This is a genomic window from Actinoplanes sp. NPDC023714 (genome assembly GCF_040639855.1).
Classification (GTDB): domain Bacteria; phylum Actinomycetota; class Actinomycetes; order Mycobacteriales; family Micromonosporaceae; genus Actinoplanes.
In genome coordinates this window covers 191,165-210,076 of sequence record NZ_JBFAAR010000009.1, presented here as the reverse complement: position 1 = coordinate 210,076, position 18,912 = coordinate 191,165, and the positions used below count along the sequence as shown (strand labels likewise).

Genomic DNA, 18,912 nt, shown 5'->3' with positions numbered 1-18,912 from the left:
CCCGGCAGGAGCCCCCATGCCTCGAAGTCGTCTCGCCACCGCGCTCGCCGCCACCACCCTCGCCGTCGGGATCGGCGGATTTGGCGTCGCCTCCCTCGTCAACGGTCCCGACGCGTACGCATCCCCGCCCGGCACCAAGGACGTCACCGCGGTGATGTTCGAGTGGTCGTTCGCCTCCGTCGCGAAGGAGTGCACCAACCGGCTCGGCCCGCTCGGGTACGGGTTCGTGCAGGTCTCGCCGCCGCAGGAGCACATACAGGGCAGCCAGTGGTGGACGTCGTACCAGCCGGTCTCGTACAAGATCGCGGGTCGGCTGGGTGACCGGACCGCCTTCGCCAACATGGTCAACACCTGCCACGCGGCGGGCGTGAAGGTCATCGCCGACACCGTGATCAACCACATGAGCGCGGGATCGGGAACGGGCACCGGCGGCACGTCGTACAGCAAGTACAACTACCCCGGCTACTACTCCGACCAGGACTTCCACTCCTGCCGGACGGCGATCAACAACTATGCGAACCGGTCGAACGTCCAGGACTGCGAGCTCGTCAACCTGTCCGATCTGAACACCGGCAGCGACTACGTACGCGGCAAGATCGCCGGCTACATGAACGACCTGGCGTCGCTCGGCGTGGACGGCTTCCGCATCGACGCCGCCAAGCACATGTCCGCTTCCGATCTGGCCGGCATCAAGGCGAAGCTGAGCAACACCGGCGCCTTCTGGAAGCAGGAGGTCATCTTCGGGGCCGGCGAGGCCGTGCAGCCGACCGAGTACACCGGCACCGGCGACGTGCAGGAGTTCCGGTTCGCCCGCGACCTCAAGCGCGTGTTCCTCAACGAGAACCTCGCCTACCTCAGCAACTTCGGCGCCTCGTGGGGCTATCTGCCGAGCAACCAGGCCGGCGTCTTCGTCGACAACCACGACACCGAGCGCGGCGGCGACACGCTCAGTTACAAGAACGGGTCGGCATACACCCTCGCCCAGGTGTTCACGCTCGCCTGGCCGTACGGCGCCCCGGACATCAACTCCGGCTACGAGTTCAGCGACCACGACGCCGGACCGCCGAACGGCGGCACCGTGAACGCCTGCTACAGCGACGGCTGGAAGTGCCAGCACGCCTGGCGGCAGATCGGCAACATGGTCGGCTTCCGCAACGCCGTCTCCGGCACCGCCGTCACCAACTGGTGGAGCAACGGCGGGGACCAGATCGCTTTCGGTCGCGGCAGCAGGGGCTACGTCGCCATCAACCACGAGAGCAGCTCCTTGACGCGTACGTTCCAGACGTCGCTCCCCGCTGGCAACTACTGCGACGTCCAGCACGGCGACCCGTCGTCGTGCGCCGGTGCGACCTACACCGTCAACTCGTCGGGGCAGTTCACGGCCACGATCGCGCCGGGTGAGGCAGTGGCGATCTACGTCGGGGCTACCGGCGGCGTAACGCCCACCACCTCCCCCACGAGTGTTGCGGGCGGCGCGACCTTCGGTGTGAACGCAACGACCACTCTCGGACAGAACATCTTCGTGGTCGGCAACCAGTCCGCGCTCGGCAACTGGGCGCCGGCGAACGCGGTGGCCCTCTCCTCCGCGACCTACCCGGTCTGGAAGGGCACCGTCGCGCTGCCGGCCGGCACCAGCTTCGAATACAAATACCTCCGCAAGAACGCCGACGGCAGCGTCACCTGGGAATCCGGCGCCAACCGAACAGCCACGGTCCCGGCGAGCGGTTCCGTCACCCTGAGTGACACCTGGCGCAATTAAGAGCCAGCTTCCGTACGAGGGGAGCGCCCCGTCCACCGGTTCCGTGGTGGGCGGGGCGCTTTCCCCGTACGGATAGTGTGCTTGTCATGGTCGTCACCGCCGCCGCGCTCGCTCTAGCCCTGGCGGCCACCCCCCTGGCGGCGGCGCCCCCGGTTTCGGCGGTTCTGGCGGGTTCGGCGGTCAGTCCGAAAACGGTCTGTCGAGTGACCGATGATCGGCTCACGGAGATCTCCGGCCTCCTCACTGACGAATCCGGATATGTCGTCATAAACGATGGCGCGGATGACCCAAACGGCCGGAAGATCTTCTTCCTGAACAAGAAGTGCAAGGTCGTCCGCACGGTCTCCTACCCGTCGCGCCCGCGGGACACCGAGGACCTGGCACGCGGCCCGGACGGCACGATCTGGGTCGGCGACATCGGCGACAACGGCGACACCCGCGAGACGATCGCGCTGTGGAGGCTCGCCCCCGGCGCCCGGAAGCCGACCCTGTTCCGGCTCTCCTACCCGGACGGCCCGCACGACGCCGAAGCACTCCTCATCTCCGGCGACGGCACCCCCGTAGTGATCACCAAGGACCCGGTGACGGCCGGCCTCTACGTCCCCACCGCCCCACTGCGCGCCGGCGAGACGACACCCCTGCGCCGGGCCGGCGACGTCTCGATCCCGCTGAGCGGCACCAGCAACCCCTTCGGCTTCGCCGGCCGCCTGGTGATCACCGGAGCGGCCCTCAGCCCCGACGGCGCGCGAGCGGTGCTCCGCACGTACGCCGACGCCTTTGAATTTCCCGTCACCCAGGGTGATGTGATCGCGGCCTTGACCGGAGGCAGCAGCCGGACCACCGCCCTACCCGACGAACCGCAGGGCGAGGCCATAGCCGTCAGCCAGGACGGATCCGCCCTCCTGACGATCTCCGAGGGCAAGAACCCGACGCTGCGAAGCTACGCGGTCGCCTCACCCTCAGTAGCTTCGTCGCCGCCCTCGCAGCAGGCTCCGCCGTCACAGGCCGCACCTCCCGCCGTGCCGGCCTCGGAATCCGCGCCGCCGAGCGCCTCATCACCGGTCGCGGCCGCCCGCGAACTCCCCCTCGGCGCCATAGCGGCCGCCACCGCGATGATCGTCGCCGGAGCAGCCTTGGGACTGCTGATGGCCCGCCGCCGGCGCTCGTAGTTCGCGGTCACCGACACGCACGCCTTTAGGCGTCCTAGGAGGCTAGGTCGGGACGATGGGCAGCCGCGCCGCGCAGGTGCCGGCGCGGCCGTCGCTTAAGGCCTAGCGGAGGAGGTCCGGTCGCTTCAGCGCGTCCTAGGAGGCTAGGACGAGGCGAGGGCGCGCCGTGATGTTGCCGCCAGCCGGAGCACCGCGAACCGGGGCGCCGTGACCTGGGAGCAGCGCGAGCCCGCGCGGCGCAAACCCGAGCAGCGCGAGCACGAGCGGCGCAAACCCGAGCACCGCGAGCCCGCGCGGCGCGAGCACGAGCGGCGCGAGCACGAGCGGCGCAAACCCGAGCACCGCGAGCCCGCGCGGCGCGAGCACGAGCGGCGCGAGCACGGGCGGCGCGAGCACGGGCGGCGGCTACTCGTGGTGCAGGCGGATGTCGTCGACCTTGACGTCGACGTTGGTGACGTGCAGGCCGTAGTTCTCGACCGCCTCGATCACTGCCGTTCGGACGGCTGCTGTCACCTCGGAGACGACCTTGCCGGCCGCGATCACCAGGACCACGGTGATCTCGACGTCCAGGCCGTCGACCTTGGCGGATACGCCGCGCGTGGCGTCGCCCACCTTGTCGAGGCCGATCTTGTCGAGGACCGTGTTGAAGAAGCGGGCCACGTCGCCGCCGAGTTCGTCGACGCCGGGGATCGACCGGGCCGCCGCGGCCGCGAGTTTCTCGACGACCTCGCGCTCGAAGTGGGTACGCCCCCGGTAGGCCGCCACCTCCACGACCTCGGCGCCCCCGTGCTGGGGCGGCACCGGCGGAACCACAGCGGGAAGGAAGATCTCCTGTGTGCGGTCCGCGCGGAACCCACCCTCGTCGTTCATCAACGTCCCTCGATTGTTGCCACCCGGAAGCGAACCGAGCCTACTAGATCCATTCCGCACGGTCGCCATCCGAAGATCACCGGCGGGTGTAGAAAGTGATCGTGATGACTGCCACCGTCTTCCTCGTCGCGCTGTGCCTGCGGCCGGCCATCACCGCGGTGGGACCCCTCCTGCCGCAGATCAGCGCCGACGAGCAGCTCGGGGAGGCCGCCCAGGGTCTGCTCGGCGCGCTGCCGCTGCTCGCGTTCGCCGCCGTCTCACCCCAGGTGCACCGTCTGTCGCGACGACTCGGCACCGAACGCGCGGTGCTGCTGGCGCTCCTGGTGCTGGCCGCGGGCGGGGTGCTTCGTTCGTACACCGGAATTGCTGGCCTCTGGGCCGGCACCGTCGTGATCGGCTGTGCCATCGCGGTGGGGAATGTGCTGGTCCCGGCCATCGTGAAGCGGGACTACGCCGGGAACGTCTCGCGGGCGACCGGGTTCTACACGGCGTTCATCACCCTGTCGGCCGCAACCGCGTCGGCGCTCGCGGTCCCGATCGCCGGCCTCGCCGACTGGCGCCTCGCGCTCGCCGTGTGGTCCCTCCTGGCCCTGGTCGTGGCCGTCACCTGGCTGCCCCGGACCCGCTCCCGCCCCGATCACGGGCCCGTCGCCGCGACCGCGTCCCGACCGGAAGCGATCAGCGTCTGGCGCCAGCCACACGCCTGGTTGACCACGGCGTTCATGGGTCTCCAGTCGACCACCTTCTATGTGCTCGTGACCTGGCTGCCGACCATCGAGATCGACGGCGGCGTCTCCGCGCGGACGGCCGGCGTCCACCTCTTCCTCTTCCAGGGCATGGGAATCCTGGGCGGGCTGGCGATTCCGATCCTTTTGCGTACGGCACGCCGGCGCCCCACCGGTGCGGTGGTCGCCAGCCTCCCCGTCCTGATCGCCATCGTCGGCCTGCTGGCCGCCCCGGATCTGGCCGTCCTCTGGGCAGCGGTGGCCGGCCTGGGCCAGGGCGCCGCGCTGGTGACCGCCCTGACCCTGATCAGCCTGGGCGGCCGCGACCACGCGGAGACCACCCGGCTGTCCGGAATGGCCCAGTCCCTCGGCTATCTGCTCGCCGCCTCCGGCCCCTTCCTGGCGGGCCTGCTGGCCGAGCAGACCGGCACGTGGAAGGCCTCGCTGTTCCTGGTGGCCGGGTTCGCCGCCCTCCAGGTCGCCGCCGGTGCGGCCGCGGCCCGGGCCGGCCGGACGGCGGAGCTCAGGCGAGCAACGACGTCACCGTCGTAGCGTCGACGTTGGCACCGAAGAGCGGGGTGCCGGGCTCCATTCGTACCCCTGATGACAACGGACCGGCGGCGACCGTGTCGAACCCGAGGGAGTCGATCAGCTCCGTCACGGCGGCGAGGTCGGCTTCGTCGTCGCCCGCGATGGCGATGGCCTTCCGGCCGGGCGAACCGGCCGGCCGGGACTCGCCCTCGAGGTCGTGATAGCCCATGTGGTTGAACCCCTTGACCACCCGGGACTCCGGCAGGAACGCCTGCACCAGCTCGCTCGACGACGTCAGATCGGTGCGGACGCCGTCCACCTCCCACCAGTAGTTCATCGCGTCGACGACGAGCTTGCCGCGCAGGTCCGCCACCGGCACCGTCTGATACTTCCCGAGCGGCAGCGCCAGGATCACGATGTCCGCCTTGGCCGCCGCCTCGGAGGCCGTGACGGCCGACGCCCCCGGGACCAGCACCTGCACGATCAGCCGGATCTTGGACGGGTCGCCGGACCCCGCCACGAGGACGTCATATCCGGCGGCCACCGCGAGCCGCGCCAGGACGGTGCCGAGTTTGCCCGCACCGAGAATGCCGATCGTCGTCATGCCGCCATCATCTCCCGCACCATCGGAGCGACCTTGGCCCCGAACAGCTCGACGGCCCGCATCCGGGCGCTCACCGGCTGCGCCCCGGCCGTGTAGATCAGGTCGAACCGGCCCACCCCGAGCGCCCCGGCCCCACGAGCGATCTTGCGGGCGACGGTCTCCGGCGAGCCGATGTAGAGCGAGCCGTGCTCCACCTCGGCGTCGAACTCCGACCGGCGCAGCGGCGGCCACCCGCGGAGCGCTCCGATCCGGTCGCGCTGCACCTTGTAGTGCGGGTAGAAGATCTCCTTGGCCTGCTCGTCGGTGTCCGCCACGAATCCCGGCGAATGCATGCCGACCGGGTGCGCGACCGTGCCGAGCTGCTCGGCGGCGCGCCGGTACAGGTCGACGTAGGGCGCGAACCGCTCCGGCTGCCCGCCGATGATCGCGAGCATGAGCGGCAGGCCGTGCCGGGCCGTGCGGACCACCGACTGCGGCGATCCACCGACGCCGACCCACGTCGTCAGCCGGCCGGACTCGGTCTTCGGGAACACGTCGGCGTCCACCAGCGCCGGCCGGGTCCGGCCGCTCCAGGTCACCGGCTGCTCGTCGAGCAGCTTCACGAACAGGTCGAGCTTCTCCTCGAACAGCAGGTCGTACTGGCTCATGTCGTAGCCGAACAGCGGGAACGACTCGGTGAACGAGCCGCGCCCGAGGATCACCTCGGCCCGCCCGTTCGCCAGCGCGTCCACGGTGGCGAACCGCTGGAAGACGCGCACCGGGTCGTCCGAGCTGAGCACCGTCACGCCGGAGCCGAGCCTGATCCGCCTGGTGCGGGCGGCGATGCCCGCGAGGACGGTCTCCGGCGTGGAGATCGAGTATTCCGGGCGGTGATGCTCGCCGAGCGCGATCGCGTCGACGCCGAGTTCGTCGGCGAGCACCGCCTCCTCGACGACCTGCCGGATCGCGGCGGCGTGCGAGACGAGCGTGCCGTCGTCGTTCTCGGGGACGTCACCGAACGTGTCGAGGCCGAGCAGCATGACTTCCTCCGCTTAATTGACGTGTCAATCAGTATGATGGACGTGTCAACTATCGGAGGTGGCTGTTTATGCCCGTGCTTCCCAACCGCGACGAGTTGCGGACCTGGCGGGAGTTCATCGAGACGACCGAGCTGCTCCGCGGCCGGATCGCCGCGCGCCTGCAGGCCGACTCCGGGCTCTCCCCCGGCGACTACGCGGTGCTGCTCGCCCTGTCCGAGGCGCCCGGCAACCGGATGCGCTCCTCCGACCTCGCCGCGCACATCGGCTGGGAGCGCAGCCGGCTCTCGCACCATCTGGGCCGGATGGAGCGGCGCGGGCTCATCGGCCGCGAGGGCGCCGCGGCCGACAACCGGGGCGCCGAGGCGGTCCTGCTTCCGGCCGGCCGGGCCGCGTTCGCCGCCGCCACGGTGCCGCACCTGCGCGCGATCCGCGAGCTGTTCGTCGACGCGCTCACGCCCGCGCAGCTGACCGCCGCCGGCGAGGTGGCGGCGGCCCTGCGCGAGCACCTCGGTCAAGCCGCGAAGGACGGTCAGGTCGCGGAAGGCACCGGAGCGGAAGCGGATCGGCGCACGCCCCGGAACAGGAGATAGCCGATCACCCAGAACTCCCCGATCGACGCCGGGATGACCAGCACCTCGGCCAGCACCGGGACGTCCGGCGCCAGGTAGCGCAGGAAGGCACTCACCACATAGCCGGCTCCGCCCGCCATCAGCACCCAGCCGAGCGGCAGCGGCAGCCATCCGGAGCGGAGCACGCAGACCCCCATCGGGACCAGCCACAGACCGAAGAAGATCCCGCTGACGCCCCAGATGTTGTCGCTGACGAGATGGAGCAGGGCCACCTCGCCCCGACCGGCCGCGGCGCTTTCGACTGCCGTACCCAAGAGCGCGGCGCTGCCGAGGACCATGACGGCATTGGCCATCCCGAACACCGCGACGCCGAACGCCCCGACCGGCTCGACGACGCGGAACAGCCGGTAGAACCACCAGGCGGCGAGCGCCTGAGTGAGGGCGATCAACAGTTCGAGGGCCACCCCGATACGGGCGAGGCGCAGGTCGGTCAGGGTGGCGGCCGGATCTCCGGGGTCGAGGACGAGCGGCCGGACCAGCAGGAACCCCAGGCCGCCGGCGATGGCGAGACCCAGGTAGAGCAGCCCGGTGGTCCGGGCAGTACGAACCAGTGGATCCATGACAAGCTCCTAGCCTTACAAGGTAAGGTTCTCTCTTACGTTGTAAGGTAGCTGCCGGGGTCAACGGACGGAAGACGGAGTCATCGGTGGCGGGACGGGCGGCGCTCAGCCGGGAACGTGTGCTGGCGGCGGCCGTGGCGATCGCCGACACCGAGGGACTCAAGGCGCTGACCATGCGCCGGCTCGCGGCCGATCTCGGCGTCGAGGCGATGTCGCTCTACCACCATCTGCCGTCCAAGGACGCCCTGCTCGACGGCATCGTGGAGGCGGTGATCGCCGAGGTCCGGGCCGAGGTGCCGGCACGCTCCGGCGAGGCGGACTGGCGCACGGACATCCGGGGCCGGTTCCTCACCGCCCGGCGCGTGATGCTGCGCCACCCGTGGGCGCCCGGCCTGCTGACCTCCCGGAAGGCCATCCCGCCGATCGTCTACGGCTACTACGACGAGATCGTCGGGACGCTGCTCGCGGGCGGCTTCTCCTACCGGTTGGCGCACCGGGCGCTGCACGCGTTCGGCAGCATCACCCTCGGCTTCGCGCAGGAGATGTTCAGCCCCGGCGACACCGCCGCGGCGGACGACGATCTGACGGAGATCGCGGCGTTCGTCCCGCACATCGCCGCCATGGTCGAGTCGGAGATCCACGCCGCCGGCGACCCGACCCTCGGCTGGTGCGACAGCCAGACGGAATTCGAGTTCACTCTCGACCTGCTGCTCAACGGCCTCGACGATCTCCGCGTCAGGTCCGGGGAGACGCCGGGGTGACACGCACCCCGGCGTCCCTCTCTCAGAAACGAGCTCAGACCCGGCACTGCCAGGTGCGCGCGTCGTAGAAGTTCACGAACCGGTCGAGCCGCGCATACCCCGAGGTCAGCGCCGAGCAGGCCGCCGCCACGTCGATGTCGTAGTAGGTCGGCCCGGCGCGGCTGTACTGCACGCAGTGCCAGTCGTAGACGGTGGTCCCGAGCAGCGCCGATCCGCTGTAGCCGCGACCGGTGCAGTACTTCTCGAAGTCCGGCGTGACGACGTCCGGCTGCACCGCCCAGCACGAGACCGACTGCGGGTCGTAGAAGTCGGCGATCCGGTCGACGATGTGCTCGTTCCCGTACTGCTGCCGGCAGGCCGCGTCGAACGCGAGGTCGCCCCGGCGGTCACCGTCGGCGCAGTGCCAGTCGTAGGCGGTCGAGCCGGTCAGCGTCGCGCCGGCGTAGCCGATCGAGCGGCAGTAGGCGCCGATGTCGAGCTTGCCGAGCTGGGTGGGCGGCGGCGGGGACGCGCCGGCCGGCGTGACGGCGGCGAGCACGCCGGCGACGCCCATGAGCAGCGCGAGGAACAACTTGCTGATCGAACGCATGGCACTCCTGGATTCCATAAGGATCCCCCGATGACCCGAAAAATCACGAGAGATCCTCCCCAGTGGAGGGAGGCATGCATAGCCTAGGGTGAATTGATCGTTTCGCAAGTCCTTGCAAGGTGTGAATCAACTTGCAGACGGATGACCGGAAGATGACCGCGCCGGGGATCCGACTCCGTGGATCTCCCGATGCAGCCGCTCCATCCGCTGGTCGAGCCGCGCCGCGTCCTCGGCCGCCGCCGTCAGCTCGTCCCGCAGCCGCGCCGGCACCTGATGGCTGTGCTTGTAGTAGATCTTGTGCTCGAGGCTCGCCCAGAAATCCATCGCCACGGTCCTGAGCTGCACCTCCACCGGCACCGACACCACCCGGTCGGACATGAAGACCGGAATCTCGACGAGCAGGTGCAGGCTGCGGTACCCGTTCGGCTTCGGCTTCTCGATGTAGTCCTTGGTCAGCACGAGCTCGACGTCCGGCTGCCGGGTCAGCATCGCGGCGACCGTGTAGACGTCCGACACGAACCCGCACACCACCCGGATGCCCGCGATGTCGCGAATGCGCTGCCGCAAGTCGGCATACGTGAACGGGCAGCCGATGCGCTGCGCTTTCGCGGAAATGCTGGCGGGCGTCTTCAACCGCGGCCGGACATGCTCGATCGGATTGCCGGTCCCGCGATGGGTCAGCTCCTCAGCCAGGATCTCGATCTTTGTCTTGATCTCCGCAAGTCCGAACCGATACACCATCAGGAAGTGGTCGAGATCGGTCATGTGATCACGGAGCATCTCGGGCATGGGCCCGGTGCCACGCGGCACTAACTGCCCGTCGTCTGCTCCCGGACGCGAGTTCGCCACCCCGGTGAACCTATCGGTTTCCGCTGCTCCAGGCGCACGTTTGCCTCCACCCGCTGCCCCGCCACGGTTCCCGCGAGCACCAGGACCACCCCGGCCACGACCATCGGCGTCAGGTGTTCCCCGCCGATCCCCACCCCGATCAGAACCGCCCACACCGGCTCGGTGCCCAGCAGCAGCGAGGCACGCGCCGCCGACGTCCGCCGCACCGCCCAGAGTTGCACGAGAAACGCAAACACACTGCAACCCAGCGCAAGATACGTCACCGCCAGCCACTGACTTATTTCGTACGAGGGAAGCGCCGTCCCCAGGCCCGGACCGACGGCCGCCGTGAACAGCACCGCGCCAACCACAGTCTGCACCGTGACCAGCGAAAACGTATCGTGATTCCGGCCGAGGGCTGGATGCCCGGAGAGCGTCACGTGCGCCGCACGGATCACCGCCGCGACCAGGATGAGCGCGTCCCCGATCGACGGAGCGGCCAGCCCGGGCCCGCTCACCAGCAGAACCACTCCCCCCACGGCCACCCCGGCGGCGACGAAGAACCGGGGCGGAAGCCAGCGCCGGCCCGCGACCCCCTCGAGCATCGGCGTGAGCAGGATCGTCAGGCTGATCAGCACACCGGCGTTGGTGGCCGACGTGTGCGCCACCCCGTACGTCTCGAACGCCAGCACCGAGGCCTGCGTCAGCCCGAGGAGCAGTCCCACGGAGAGTCCCCGCTTCGGAGTCCGCGCCCGCTGCTCTCTGCTCACCGCCCGCCGCACGGCCAGCACCGGCAACATCGCGAACGCCGAGATCAGATAACGCAGCGCCAGCAGGACCAGCACCCCGCCGGCCGCCGCCGTCAGATCCTTGGCCACGAGATAGCTGCTGCCCCAGATGACCGCGACGGCCAGGAGCGGAAGATCTTTCACCACACACCGCAGCCTGCGTCCCGCCGACGATGAAGACCAGCCCCGAGCTTCTGAACCGATGGTGTAGTCATACCTAATGGATCTGCACCACCTGCGCCTCCTGCGCGAGCTCGGTGACCGGGGCAGCGTCGCCGCCGTCGCCGAGGCGCTGCACATCACCCCGTCGGCCGTCTCACAGCAGCTCAAGGTCCTGCAACGCTCGGCGCGGGTGCCCCTGACCGAGCGCCGCGGCCGCCGGCTCGTGCTCACCGGGGCGGGCCGGGCCCTCGCCACCGCTGCCGGGGAGATCTGGACCGCGCTCGACAGGGCGGCCCGGGTCGTCGACACGTACCTCGAAGATCTTGAATCTCCGGTGAGCGTCGCCGCTTTCCACAGCGCCGCCCTCGCCTACTTCCCCCGGTTGATCAGCGAGACGGGGCCGCCGGTGCGCTGCTCCGACGAGGACGTGGCGCACGCCGACTTCCCGGCGCTGGTGGCCGACTACGACCTGGTGATCGCGCACCGGCTGGCGCACAGCCCGCCATGGCCGGCCGACCGCCTCACCGTGATCCCGCTGATCTTCGAGCCGCTCTACGTGGCAGTGCCGGCCGGCCACCCCCTGACCGCCCGCCCCGCGCTGACCGTTTCCGACGTCTGCGACCAGCCCTGGATCAGCGTCCACGACGGCTTCCCGCTGGAGGGCGTGCTGACCGCGATCGGCGCCGCCGCGGGCCGGCCCCTCGACATCGCCCACCGGATCAACGACTTCACCGTCGCGGCAGCTGTCGTCGCGGCGGGCGGCGGCCTCGCGCTGCTGCCCGGCTACACGAGCGTCCCCGATCCACGGCTCACGCTGCTGCCCCTCACCGATCTGCCGGCCGGCCGCCACATCGACGTCCTGACCAGGCCGGAAACGCTGCACCGGGCCTCCGTGCGGACGGTCCTGGAGAGGCTGCGCACCGATCCCGCCCACCCGGGACCTTCGCCTCTGCCCTGACCGTCTGCCGCCACGCCCTTTGCGAGGTCGTCGTCGTCCCCGAATCTGTCCCCCGCCTAAGCCGGTCTCGCCTGGGCCGAATCGGACACGCGCGCTCTCAGACGGCCTGGGCCGAATCGGACACGCGCGCTCTCAGACGGCCTGGGCCGAATCGGACACGCGCGCTCTCAGACGGCCTGCGCCAACTCCCGCCGCGACGTCACGCCGAGCTTCGTGAACACCTTCCGCAGATGCCACTCGACGGTCCGCGGGCTCAGGAACAGCGTCGCCCCGATCTCCGGGTTCGTCCGCCCCGCCGCCGCCAGCCGGGCGATCTGCTCCTCCTGCGACGTCAGTTCGTCACGCACCCCCGATGACCGCTTCCGAACAGTCTCGCCCGTAGCCGTCAACTCCCGCCCGGCCCGATCGGCGAACCCCTCCGCACCCATCGCGACGAAGGCCTCATGCGCCGCCCGTAGCTGCTCACGAGCGTCACCACGCCGGTTCTCCCGCCGCAGCCACTCGCCGAACAGCAGCCGCGCCCGGGCCAGTTGAAGGCCGAGCTGCGTGGCCCCGAGTTCCGCCACCGCTGTCCGATAACGACCCTCGATGCGGGCATCCGTCGAGGGCGACGCGAGCGCGTCGGCCAGGGCCTGGGTGCCGCGAGCCCATGCCGTTCCGATTGATTCCGTACGCGCGGAGAGCCTCTCCCGCGCCTCCGCCGCGACTACGCCGTCCCCGGTCCGGGCCGCGGCCTCGACCAGCTCGACGAGCCCCCACTGCGTCACCGCGAGGTCGTCGAAAGCGGTCGCCTCCCGGGCCGCCGCGAGCGCCGCCGCATAGTTGCCGAGGCCGTTGTTCAGCACCGCCCGGCTGTACCCGGCCACCCCCAGCAACCACCCGGCCCCACCGGCGCGGGCGTCCGCCTCCACGCTGTCGATCAGTTCCGCCGACCGCCCCCGATGAGCGGCGAGGATGATCGCGGTGGCCGGATGCGGCGACGGCCCGGCCGTGTTCTCCGCGAGCGCGGCCGCCTCGTCGAGCAGGCCGGCGGCGTCGGCGAACCGTCCCGCATAGATCAGCGCGGTCGCCCGGAACGTCAACGCCGTAGGCAGCACCGACAGCACCCGCCCGGCCCGGGCCGCCTGGACCGCCCGCTCGGTACGGTCGAAGAAACCGGCGTCGTCCCAGATCTCGTGCACCACCATCCCGGTGAGCCACAACAGCTCGAGGTCCCGATCGGCCGGAATGGAGGCGACCGCCTTGGTGAGCACCGGCGCGGCGGCCGTGATCCCCTCGCGCTGCCAGGTGATCAGCCCTGCCAGCAGTTGCCCGGCAGGCTCGTCCCCACCGGCCATCCCCGAAGCGGCATCCACGACGAGACGCAGGTCCGCGCTCCCCCGCGCCTGCCCCGAAGGAGAGGGAGCGCCAGCAGAGGAGGGCCCGCTCAAGGGAGAGCGCACGCCCGCGGAGGAGACTGCGCCCGCGGACGACGACGCTCCTAAGCGGCCCGCGTTGATGGCGGCTCCCATCGCGGACAGATAGGTCTCGCGGGCCGCGGCCGGATCCAGCTCCGCCAACCGGGCGGCCGCCTCCAGCAGCGGCGGGATGGCGGCGCGCCCGGTGTTGCGGGTGAACGCCACCCGGGCGCGCAACCGTTCGGCCGCGGCGCGCTGGACGGCGTCGAGGGGGCCCAGTTCGGCGGCGGCGAGCAGGTCGGGCACCTGGGCCACGGCGCCGGCGGCGAAGCGGGCGTGGGCGGCGGCGAGGGTACGGGCGGCGCGCAGGCCCGGGTCCAGGGTGAGTTCGGCGGCGCGTTCCAGGAAGGAGGCCGCCGCCGATCGGCCGCCGCGGGCCAGGGCGCGGTCGGCGGAGCGTTCGAGTTCCGCGGCCACCGCGGCGTCCGGGCCGGCGGTGGCGTGCGCGCGGTGCCAGGCCCGGCGGTCCGGGTCCTGATCGGGATCGGTCACCTCGGCGAGGGCGTGGTGGACGGCGCGCAGCGCGGCCGGGTCGGCGGCGCGCCACGCCGCCGAGCGGACCAGCGGATGCCGGAACCGTACCCGGGCTCCCAGCTCGACCAGCCCGGCGGCCTCGGCCGGCGCCGCCGCGTCCGGGCCGACCCCGAGCCGGTCGAGGGCGCGCCAGAGCAGCGGCACGTTCCCGACCGGCTCGACCGCCGCGGTGAGCAGCAGCGTCCGGGTGTCGGCGGGCAGCCCGGCGATCCGGCGCTGGAACCTCTCCTCGATCCGCGCCACGAGAGCCTGCCGCGGCTTCCCGCCGGATTGGGAGGAACCGTCGAGGAAGGAGCGCGGCGACGACGAGAAGCCGAACGCCAGCTCGGCCGGCGACAGGTCGCGCGGCAACTCGAGCAGCGCCAGCGGATTGCCCCGCGTCTCGGCCACGATCCGTTCCTTCACCCGGGCGTCGGCCAGGCCGGGCAGCACCGCGTCCAGCAGGGCGAGCGCGTCCGCCTCCGGCAGGCCGTCGACCAAGAGCTCCGGCAGACCGGCGAGGAGAGGCAAGGCCGGCGAGCCTGCCGCGAAGATCGGCGACCGGGCCTCGAAGATCGGTGACCGGGCCTCGACTGCCGGCGACCGGGCTTCGAAGACCGGCGACCGGGCCTCGGCTGCCGGCGACCGGGCTTCGAAGACGGGCGAACGGGCCGCGAAGACCAGCGCCACCGACTCGGCGTCCAGCCGGCGGGCCACGAACGTGAGGATCACCTCGGACATCCGGTCCAGCCACTGGGCGTCGTCGACCACCACGACGAGGGGCCGCTCGGAGGCCGCCTCGGCGAGCAGGCCGAGCACGGCCAGCCCGACGATCAGCGCGTCCGGCGGCGGCCCGGCGCTGAGGCCGAACGCCGTGGACAGCGCCTCCCGCTGCGGGCCGGGCAGCTTGCCGAGGTGCTCCAGCAGCGGGGCGACCAGCTGCTGGAGCGCCGAGTAGGCGAGCTCGGTCTCCGGTTCGACGCCGGCGGCACGGACCACGCGGCCGGCCGGTGAGTGCGCGGTCAGGTAGTCCAGCAGCGCGGTCTTGCCGGCGCCGGCCTCACCGCGCAGGACCAGCACCCGGCTGTGCCCGTCCCGTACGTCCCGGAGCAGCCGGTCGAGCGTCTCCCGCTCCCGCCGCCTGCCGCGCAGCTCGATATCCCCGTGCACGTGGTCGGAGACTACACGGGCCGCACCTCCGTGAGCTCGCCGTCGGAGAGCCGGATCCACCGGTCCACACCGATCGCGGCGAGGAATCGTTCGTCGTGGCTGACCACCACGAACGCGCCCTGATAGGACTCCAGCGCCGCCTCCAGCTGGCCGACGCTGACCAGGTCGAGGTTGTTGGTCGGCTCGTCGAGCAGGAGCAGCTGCGGCGCCGGTTCGGCGTAGAGGATGCAGGCGAGCGTGGCCCGCAGCCGCTCGCCGCCGGAGAGCACCCGCACCGGCAGGTGGGCCCGGCCGCCCCGGAACAGGAAGCGGGCGAGCAGGTTCATCCGCTCCGCGTCCGGCAGGTTCGGGGCGAAGGCCGCCATGTTCTCGGCGACCGTGCGGTCCTCGTCCAGCAGGTCGAGGCGCTGGGAGAGGTACGCCGTCGGCACCGCGCCCGTGATGAGCCGGAGCAGCGTGGACTTGCCGGCCCCGTTCGGCCCGGTCAGCGCGATCCGCTCCGGTCCGCGAATGGTCAGGTCGACCCCTTCGAAGATGACACGGCCGGCGTACGCAGCAATCAGGTTCTGCCCCGAGAAGACCGTCTTGCCGGCGGGCACGCGTGTCCCGGGCAGCTCGATCGCGATCCGGTCGTCCTGGCGGGCCGCCCACCCCGCCGCGTCGAGCCGGGCCTGCGCATCGGCGACCCGGGAGGCGTGCACGTCACCGGCCTTCGCGGCGGACACCTGCGCGCTCCGCTTGAGACCGCCCGCGATGATCCGGGCGAGACCGGCGTCGGCGAGGTTGCGGGACGCGTTCGACGCCCGCCGGTCGGAGCGCTCCCGCGCCTGCTGCATCTCGCGCTTCTGCCGTTTCAGATCCTGCTCGGCGTTGCGGACCTGCCGCTCGGCCACCTCGCGCTCGCCGCGCAGCGCCTCCTCGTAGTCGCTGTAGGTGCCGCCGAACCAGCGGATCTCGGCGCCGCCGCCGGCGGAGGAGGAAGAGGAGGAGCCGAGCGCCGCGACCCGGTCCACCTCGTCGAGCAGTTCCCGGTCGTGGCTGACCAGCAGCAGGCAGCCGCCCCACGAGCGCAGCACCGCGACGAGCCGTTCGCGCGCCTCCCGGTCGAGGTTGTTGGTCGGCTCGTCGAGCAGCAGCACGTCGGGGCGTTTCAGCAGCTGGGCGGCGAGGCCGAGGGAGACGACCTGGCCGCCGCTGAGCGTGCCGAGCAGCCGGTCGAGGGTCACGTCGCCGAGGCCGAGACGGTCGAGCTCGGCGCGGCTGCGCTCCTCGACGTCCCAGTCGTTGCCGATCGTGGCGAAGTGCTCCTCGCTCGCGTCGCCGGCCTCGATGGCGTGCAGCGCGGCCAGCACCCCGTCGACGCCGAGCACCTCGGCGACGGTCTGGCCGGAGACGAACGGCAGGTGCTGTGGCAGGTAGCCGAGCACGCCCCGCACCGAGACGCTGCCGGACGACGGGCGCAGCTCACCGGCGATCAGTTTGAGCAGGGTGGATTTGCCGGCGCCGTTGGCGGCCACGAGGCCGGTGCGCCCGGCCGGCACGGAGAAGGACAGGTCCTGGAAGACCGGGGTGTCATCGGGCCAGGAGAAGGACAGGGCAGAGCCCACGACGAATGCGTCGGACATCGATAAGCCTCAATGGAAGAAGGTGCAGGGACACGGCGGGACCACGCCGGGCGCTACCCCGAGATGTCCAGATCACCTTCCATGCCGACAACCGTAGCGTCACACTCCCATCGCGTCGAAGAATTTCAGCCAGATCTCGCTGCGGGTCGGGAACGACGGAACCGCGTGCCGCAGCCTGCGGACCGGCACCTCACCGACGATCGCGATCGTGGCGGCGTGCAGGAAGTCGGCGATCTCCGAGCCGGTGATCGTGACGCCGGCCAGCACGCCACGGTCCTCGTCGACGAGGAATCGGGCCGTCCCGCCGTTCCCGCCCGCGAACGACCCGCCCGCGTTGCCGTCGGTGGGGATGTCGACCACCCGGACGCGCACGTTCGCCGCCGCGGCGCTCGCGGTGCTGTGCCCCACCGACGCCACCTGCGGTTCCGTGAAGATCACCCGGGGCGATCCGGCGCCGTCGGCCAGGTGCTCCTCCGCCATCGGCTCGCCGAGGATCTCCGCCGCCGCGATCCGGCCCTGGTATTTCGCCATGTGCGTGAAGAGCGCCCGCCCGTTGAGATCACCGATCGCGTACAGCCACTCGGTGCCCGGGATCCGCATCCGCTCGTCCACCGCGACCGACGTCACGCCGACGGTCTCCAGCCCCAGACCCGAGGTCTGCGGCGTGCGGCCCGCCGCGATCAGCACCTCGCTCGCGCTCACCGAGGCGCCGTCGCTGAGCGTCACGACAACCCCCTTATCGGTACGAGTGACCCCGACCGCTCTGACCCCCTCGCGCACCTCGGCGCCCTGCTCCCGGAGGGACGCGACGACCTGCTCCCCGGCGAAGTCCTCCTCCTTCGGCAGCACGTTGCCGACGAGCGTGACCCGCGAACCGAGCGCGGTGTAGGCCTGGCTCATCTCCGATCCGACCACCCCGGCCCCGATGATGACCAGCGACTCCGGGATCTCCTGCGCGGTGACCGCTTCCCGGTTGGTCCACGGCTTCGCCTCGGCGAGCCCCGGGATCGGCGGGATCGTGGCGCGCGTGCCGCCGGCGAGGATGACCGCCCGCCCGGCCTCGACGACCTCCTCGTCGCGCCCCTCCGCCGTGATCGCGACCCGGCGCTCGCCGGCGAGGCGGCCCCGGCCCCGGATCAGCGCGATGCCGCGCTCCTCGAGCCAGGGCACCTGGCCGGCGTCGTCGAGGTGCCCGATCAGCTCGTCCCGCCGGCGCAGCACGGCCGCCACGTCGAGGCCGCCGGTGACCGCCTCGGCCACGCCCGGGACCCGGCGGGCTTGAGCGAGCAGCTCACCGGGGCGGAGCAGGGCCTTGGACGGGATGCACGCGTAGAACGAGCACTCCCCGCCGACCTTGTCGGCCTCGACGACCGCCACGCTGAGCCCGGCTTCGGCGAGATATCCGGCCGCGACCTCGCCACCCGGCCCGGCACCGACCACCACCACATCGAAAGTTCGCATGCCCCTCATCCTCGCCCTTCTCGATGAACTCAGGCGCCCAGTCCCGCCGCCTTCGCCATGTACGACGCGTACCACGAGGGCCAGTTCTCGTCGCGAACCCCGCCGAGCTCCGCCTCCTCGTGGGCGCCGTGCGCGATCGCCGCCTCGCGCAGCGCCCTCTCGACCGCGGCGACGTCGTCGTAGACCACGTGGCTGATCCGGCCCGGCCGCCGTGTGGTCACCTCCTGCACGAAGAACCGGTTGCCGTCCGGGTCGGCGAAGGACAGGAACGACCCGTACGACGTCCGGTCCGGCTGCGGCCCGGCCACCCGCGCGGCCGTGCCGGCGTGGTGGAACACCCCACCGGCGTCGTGGAAGATCTCGCTGACCGGCACGCCCTTGGCCGTCAGGTCCTTGTGCGCCGCCTCGATGTCGTCCACCACCAGGTGCACCGCCTCCGACGACCCCGGGGCCGCGCCGGTGACCCCCGACCCGATGATGATCGAGGCGCTCGACCCGGGCGGCGTGAAGTGCACGACCCGGAATCCCTCCGGCCCCGCGTAGTCGACGTCCTCGCGGAATCCGAGCCGGCCGTAGAACTCCTTGGCCCGGTCCACGTCCGAGACGGGCAGCACCACGATCTCGAGCTTGTAGTCCACCATCGCCCTGCTCCTCACCCTCTGCCGATGCCGTCCGGCATCTGACCTAGACGATGGCCCGCCACCCGGGCGCCTCGCCCCAGGGGGACACCCTGG

The 18,912-nt window shown here is 71.4% G+C and carries 18 protein-coding genes; 6 read left to right on the top strand and 12 right to left on the bottom strand.

What is annotated here, in order from left to right:
• Nucleotides 1-16: 16 nt before the first annotated feature.
• Together AB0G10_RS32785 and AB0G10_RS32780 are read left to right on the top strand one after the other, a co-directional pair.
• The gene (locus AB0G10_RS32785) at nucleotides 17-1,759 is read left to right on the top strand and encodes a carbohydrate-binding module family 20 domain-containing protein (RefSeq protein ID WP_360930540.1); all 1,743 of its coding nucleotides are present in this window, start codon (nucleotides 17-19) and stop codon (nucleotides 1,757-1,759) included.
• A gap of 203 nt (nucleotides 1,760-1,962) precedes the next feature.
• Entirely contained in the window at nucleotides 1,963-2,928 is a 966-nt protein-coding gene (locus AB0G10_RS32780; RefSeq protein ID WP_360930538.1) for a hypothetical protein, read from the top strand.
• Nucleotides 2,929-3,063: 135 nt separating this feature from the next.
• On the opposite strand, the gene AB0G10_RS32775 is transcribed toward AB0G10_RS32780, so the two are convergent.
• Complete coding sequence (locus AB0G10_RS32775) at nucleotides 3,064-3,324, bottom strand: hypothetical protein (protein ID WP_360930535.1); 261 nt, start codon at nucleotides 3,322-3,324, stop codon at nucleotides 3,064-3,066.
• 9 nt (nucleotides 3,325-3,333) lie between these two features.
• Entirely contained in the window at nucleotides 3,334-3,798 is a 465-nt protein-coding gene (locus tag AB0G10_RS32770; protein WP_360930533.1) for an Asp23/Gls24 family envelope stress response protein, read from the bottom strand.
• Between the two features lie 104 nt (nucleotides 3,799-3,902).
• On the opposite strand from AB0G10_RS32770, the gene AB0G10_RS32765 reads away from it, so the two are divergent.
• The gene (locus AB0G10_RS32765) at nucleotides 3,903-5,075 is read left to right on the top strand and encodes an MFS transporter (protein ID WP_360930530.1); all 1,173 of its coding nucleotides are present in this window, start codon (nucleotides 3,903-3,905) and stop codon (nucleotides 5,073-5,075) included.
• Here the strand turns inward: AB0G10_RS32765 and AB0G10_RS32760 are convergent.
• Together AB0G10_RS32760 and AB0G10_RS32755 are read right to left on the bottom strand one after the other, a co-directional pair.
• A complete protein-coding gene (locus AB0G10_RS32760; RefSeq protein ID WP_360930527.1) occupies nucleotides 5,047-5,658 on the bottom strand; it encodes an NADPH-dependent F420 reductase in 612 nt (203 codons plus the stop codon). The two genes, AB0G10_RS32765 and AB0G10_RS32760, sit on opposite strands and share 29 nt — an antisense overlap.
• Nucleotides 5,655-6,677 carry an LLM class flavin-dependent oxidoreductase gene (locus AB0G10_RS32755; RefSeq protein WP_360930524.1) on the bottom strand — a complete coding sequence of 341 codons (1,023 nt, stop codon included), beginning with the start codon at nucleotides 6,675-6,677 and terminating at the stop codon, nucleotides 5,655-5,657. Before AB0G10_RS32755 ends, AB0G10_RS32760 begins: the two co-directional genes overlap by 4 nt.
• Nucleotides 6,678-6,745: 68 nt before the next feature.
• Between AB0G10_RS32755 and AB0G10_RS32750 the strand changes: the two genes are divergently transcribed.
• On the top strand, nucleotides 6,746-7,267 hold the full coding sequence (locus AB0G10_RS32750) for a MarR family winged helix-turn-helix transcriptional regulator (RefSeq protein ID WP_360930521.1): 522 nt from the start codon (nucleotides 6,746-6,748) through the stop codon (nucleotides 7,265-7,267).
• Here AB0G10_RS32750 and AB0G10_RS32745 read toward each other — a convergent pair.
• Complete coding sequence (locus AB0G10_RS32745) at nucleotides 7,207-7,866, bottom strand: DUF4386 domain-containing protein (RefSeq protein WP_360930518.1); 660 nt, start codon at nucleotides 7,864-7,866, stop codon at nucleotides 7,207-7,209. The genes AB0G10_RS32750 and AB0G10_RS32745 overlap by 61 nt on opposite strands.
• An 86-nt stretch (nucleotides 7,867-7,952) precedes the next feature.
• On the opposite strand from AB0G10_RS32745, the gene AB0G10_RS32740 reads away from it, so the two are divergent.
• Nucleotides 7,953-8,627, top strand: coding sequence for a TetR/AcrR family transcriptional regulator C-terminal domain-containing protein (locus tag AB0G10_RS32740; protein ID WP_360930515.1), 675 nt, complete (start codon nucleotides 7,953-7,955; stop codon nucleotides 8,625-8,627).
• A 34-nt stretch (nucleotides 8,628-8,661) separates the two neighbouring features.
• Here the strand turns inward: AB0G10_RS32740 and AB0G10_RS32735 are convergent, their stop codons facing one another.
• From AB0G10_RS32735 to AB0G10_RS32725, 3 genes are all read right to left on the bottom strand, one after another.
• Nucleotides 8,662-9,216: a hypothetical protein gene (locus AB0G10_RS32735; protein WP_360930512.1), complete on the bottom strand. Its 555-nt coding sequence runs from the start codon at nucleotides 9,214-9,216 to the stop codon at nucleotides 8,662-8,664.
• Nucleotides 9,217-9,342: 126 nt separating this feature from the next.
• On the bottom strand, nucleotides 9,343-9,981 hold the full coding sequence (locus tag AB0G10_RS32730) for a GTP pyrophosphokinase family protein (protein WP_360930509.1): 639 nt from the start codon (nucleotides 9,979-9,981) through the stop codon (nucleotides 9,343-9,345).
• A gap of 44 nt (nucleotides 9,982-10,025) precedes the next feature.
• A complete protein-coding gene (locus AB0G10_RS32725; protein WP_360930506.1) occupies nucleotides 10,026-10,922 on the bottom strand; it encodes a DMT family transporter in 897 nt (298 codons plus the stop codon).
• Between the two features lie 130 nt (nucleotides 10,923-11,052).
• Here AB0G10_RS32725 and AB0G10_RS32720 point away from each other — a divergent pair, with 130 nt between their 5' ends.
• Complete coding sequence (locus tag AB0G10_RS32720) at nucleotides 11,053-11,952, top strand: LysR family transcriptional regulator (RefSeq protein WP_360930503.1); 900 nt, start codon at nucleotides 11,053-11,055, stop codon at nucleotides 11,950-11,952.
• Nucleotides 11,953-12,119: 167 nt separating this feature from the next.
• Here AB0G10_RS32720 and AB0G10_RS32715 read toward each other — a convergent pair whose 3' ends face one another.
• The 4 genes from AB0G10_RS32715 to AB0G10_RS32700 form a co-directional block, all read right to left on the bottom strand.
• Nucleotides 12,120-15,092, bottom strand: a complete 2,973-nt coding sequence (locus AB0G10_RS32715; protein ID WP_360930500.1) for a BREX system ATP-binding domain-containing protein — start codon at nucleotides 15,090-15,092, stop codon at nucleotides 12,120-12,122.
• 11 nt (nucleotides 15,093-15,103) lie between these two features.
• A complete protein-coding gene (locus AB0G10_RS32710; RefSeq protein WP_360930497.1) occupies nucleotides 15,104-16,717 on the bottom strand; it encodes an ABC-F family ATP-binding cassette domain-containing protein in 1,614 nt (537 codons plus the stop codon).
• A gap of 99 nt (nucleotides 16,718-16,816) precedes the next feature.
• Complete coding sequence (locus tag AB0G10_RS32705) at nucleotides 16,817-18,178, bottom strand: NAD(P)/FAD-dependent oxidoreductase (protein ID WP_360930494.1); 1,362 nt, start codon at nucleotides 18,176-18,178, stop codon at nucleotides 16,817-16,819.
• 29 nt (nucleotides 18,179-18,207) lie between these two features.
• A complete protein-coding gene (locus tag AB0G10_RS32700; protein ID WP_360930491.1) occupies nucleotides 18,208-18,819 on the bottom strand; it encodes a VOC family protein in 612 nt (203 codons plus the stop codon).
• Nucleotides 18,820-18,912: the final 93 nt, after the last annotated feature.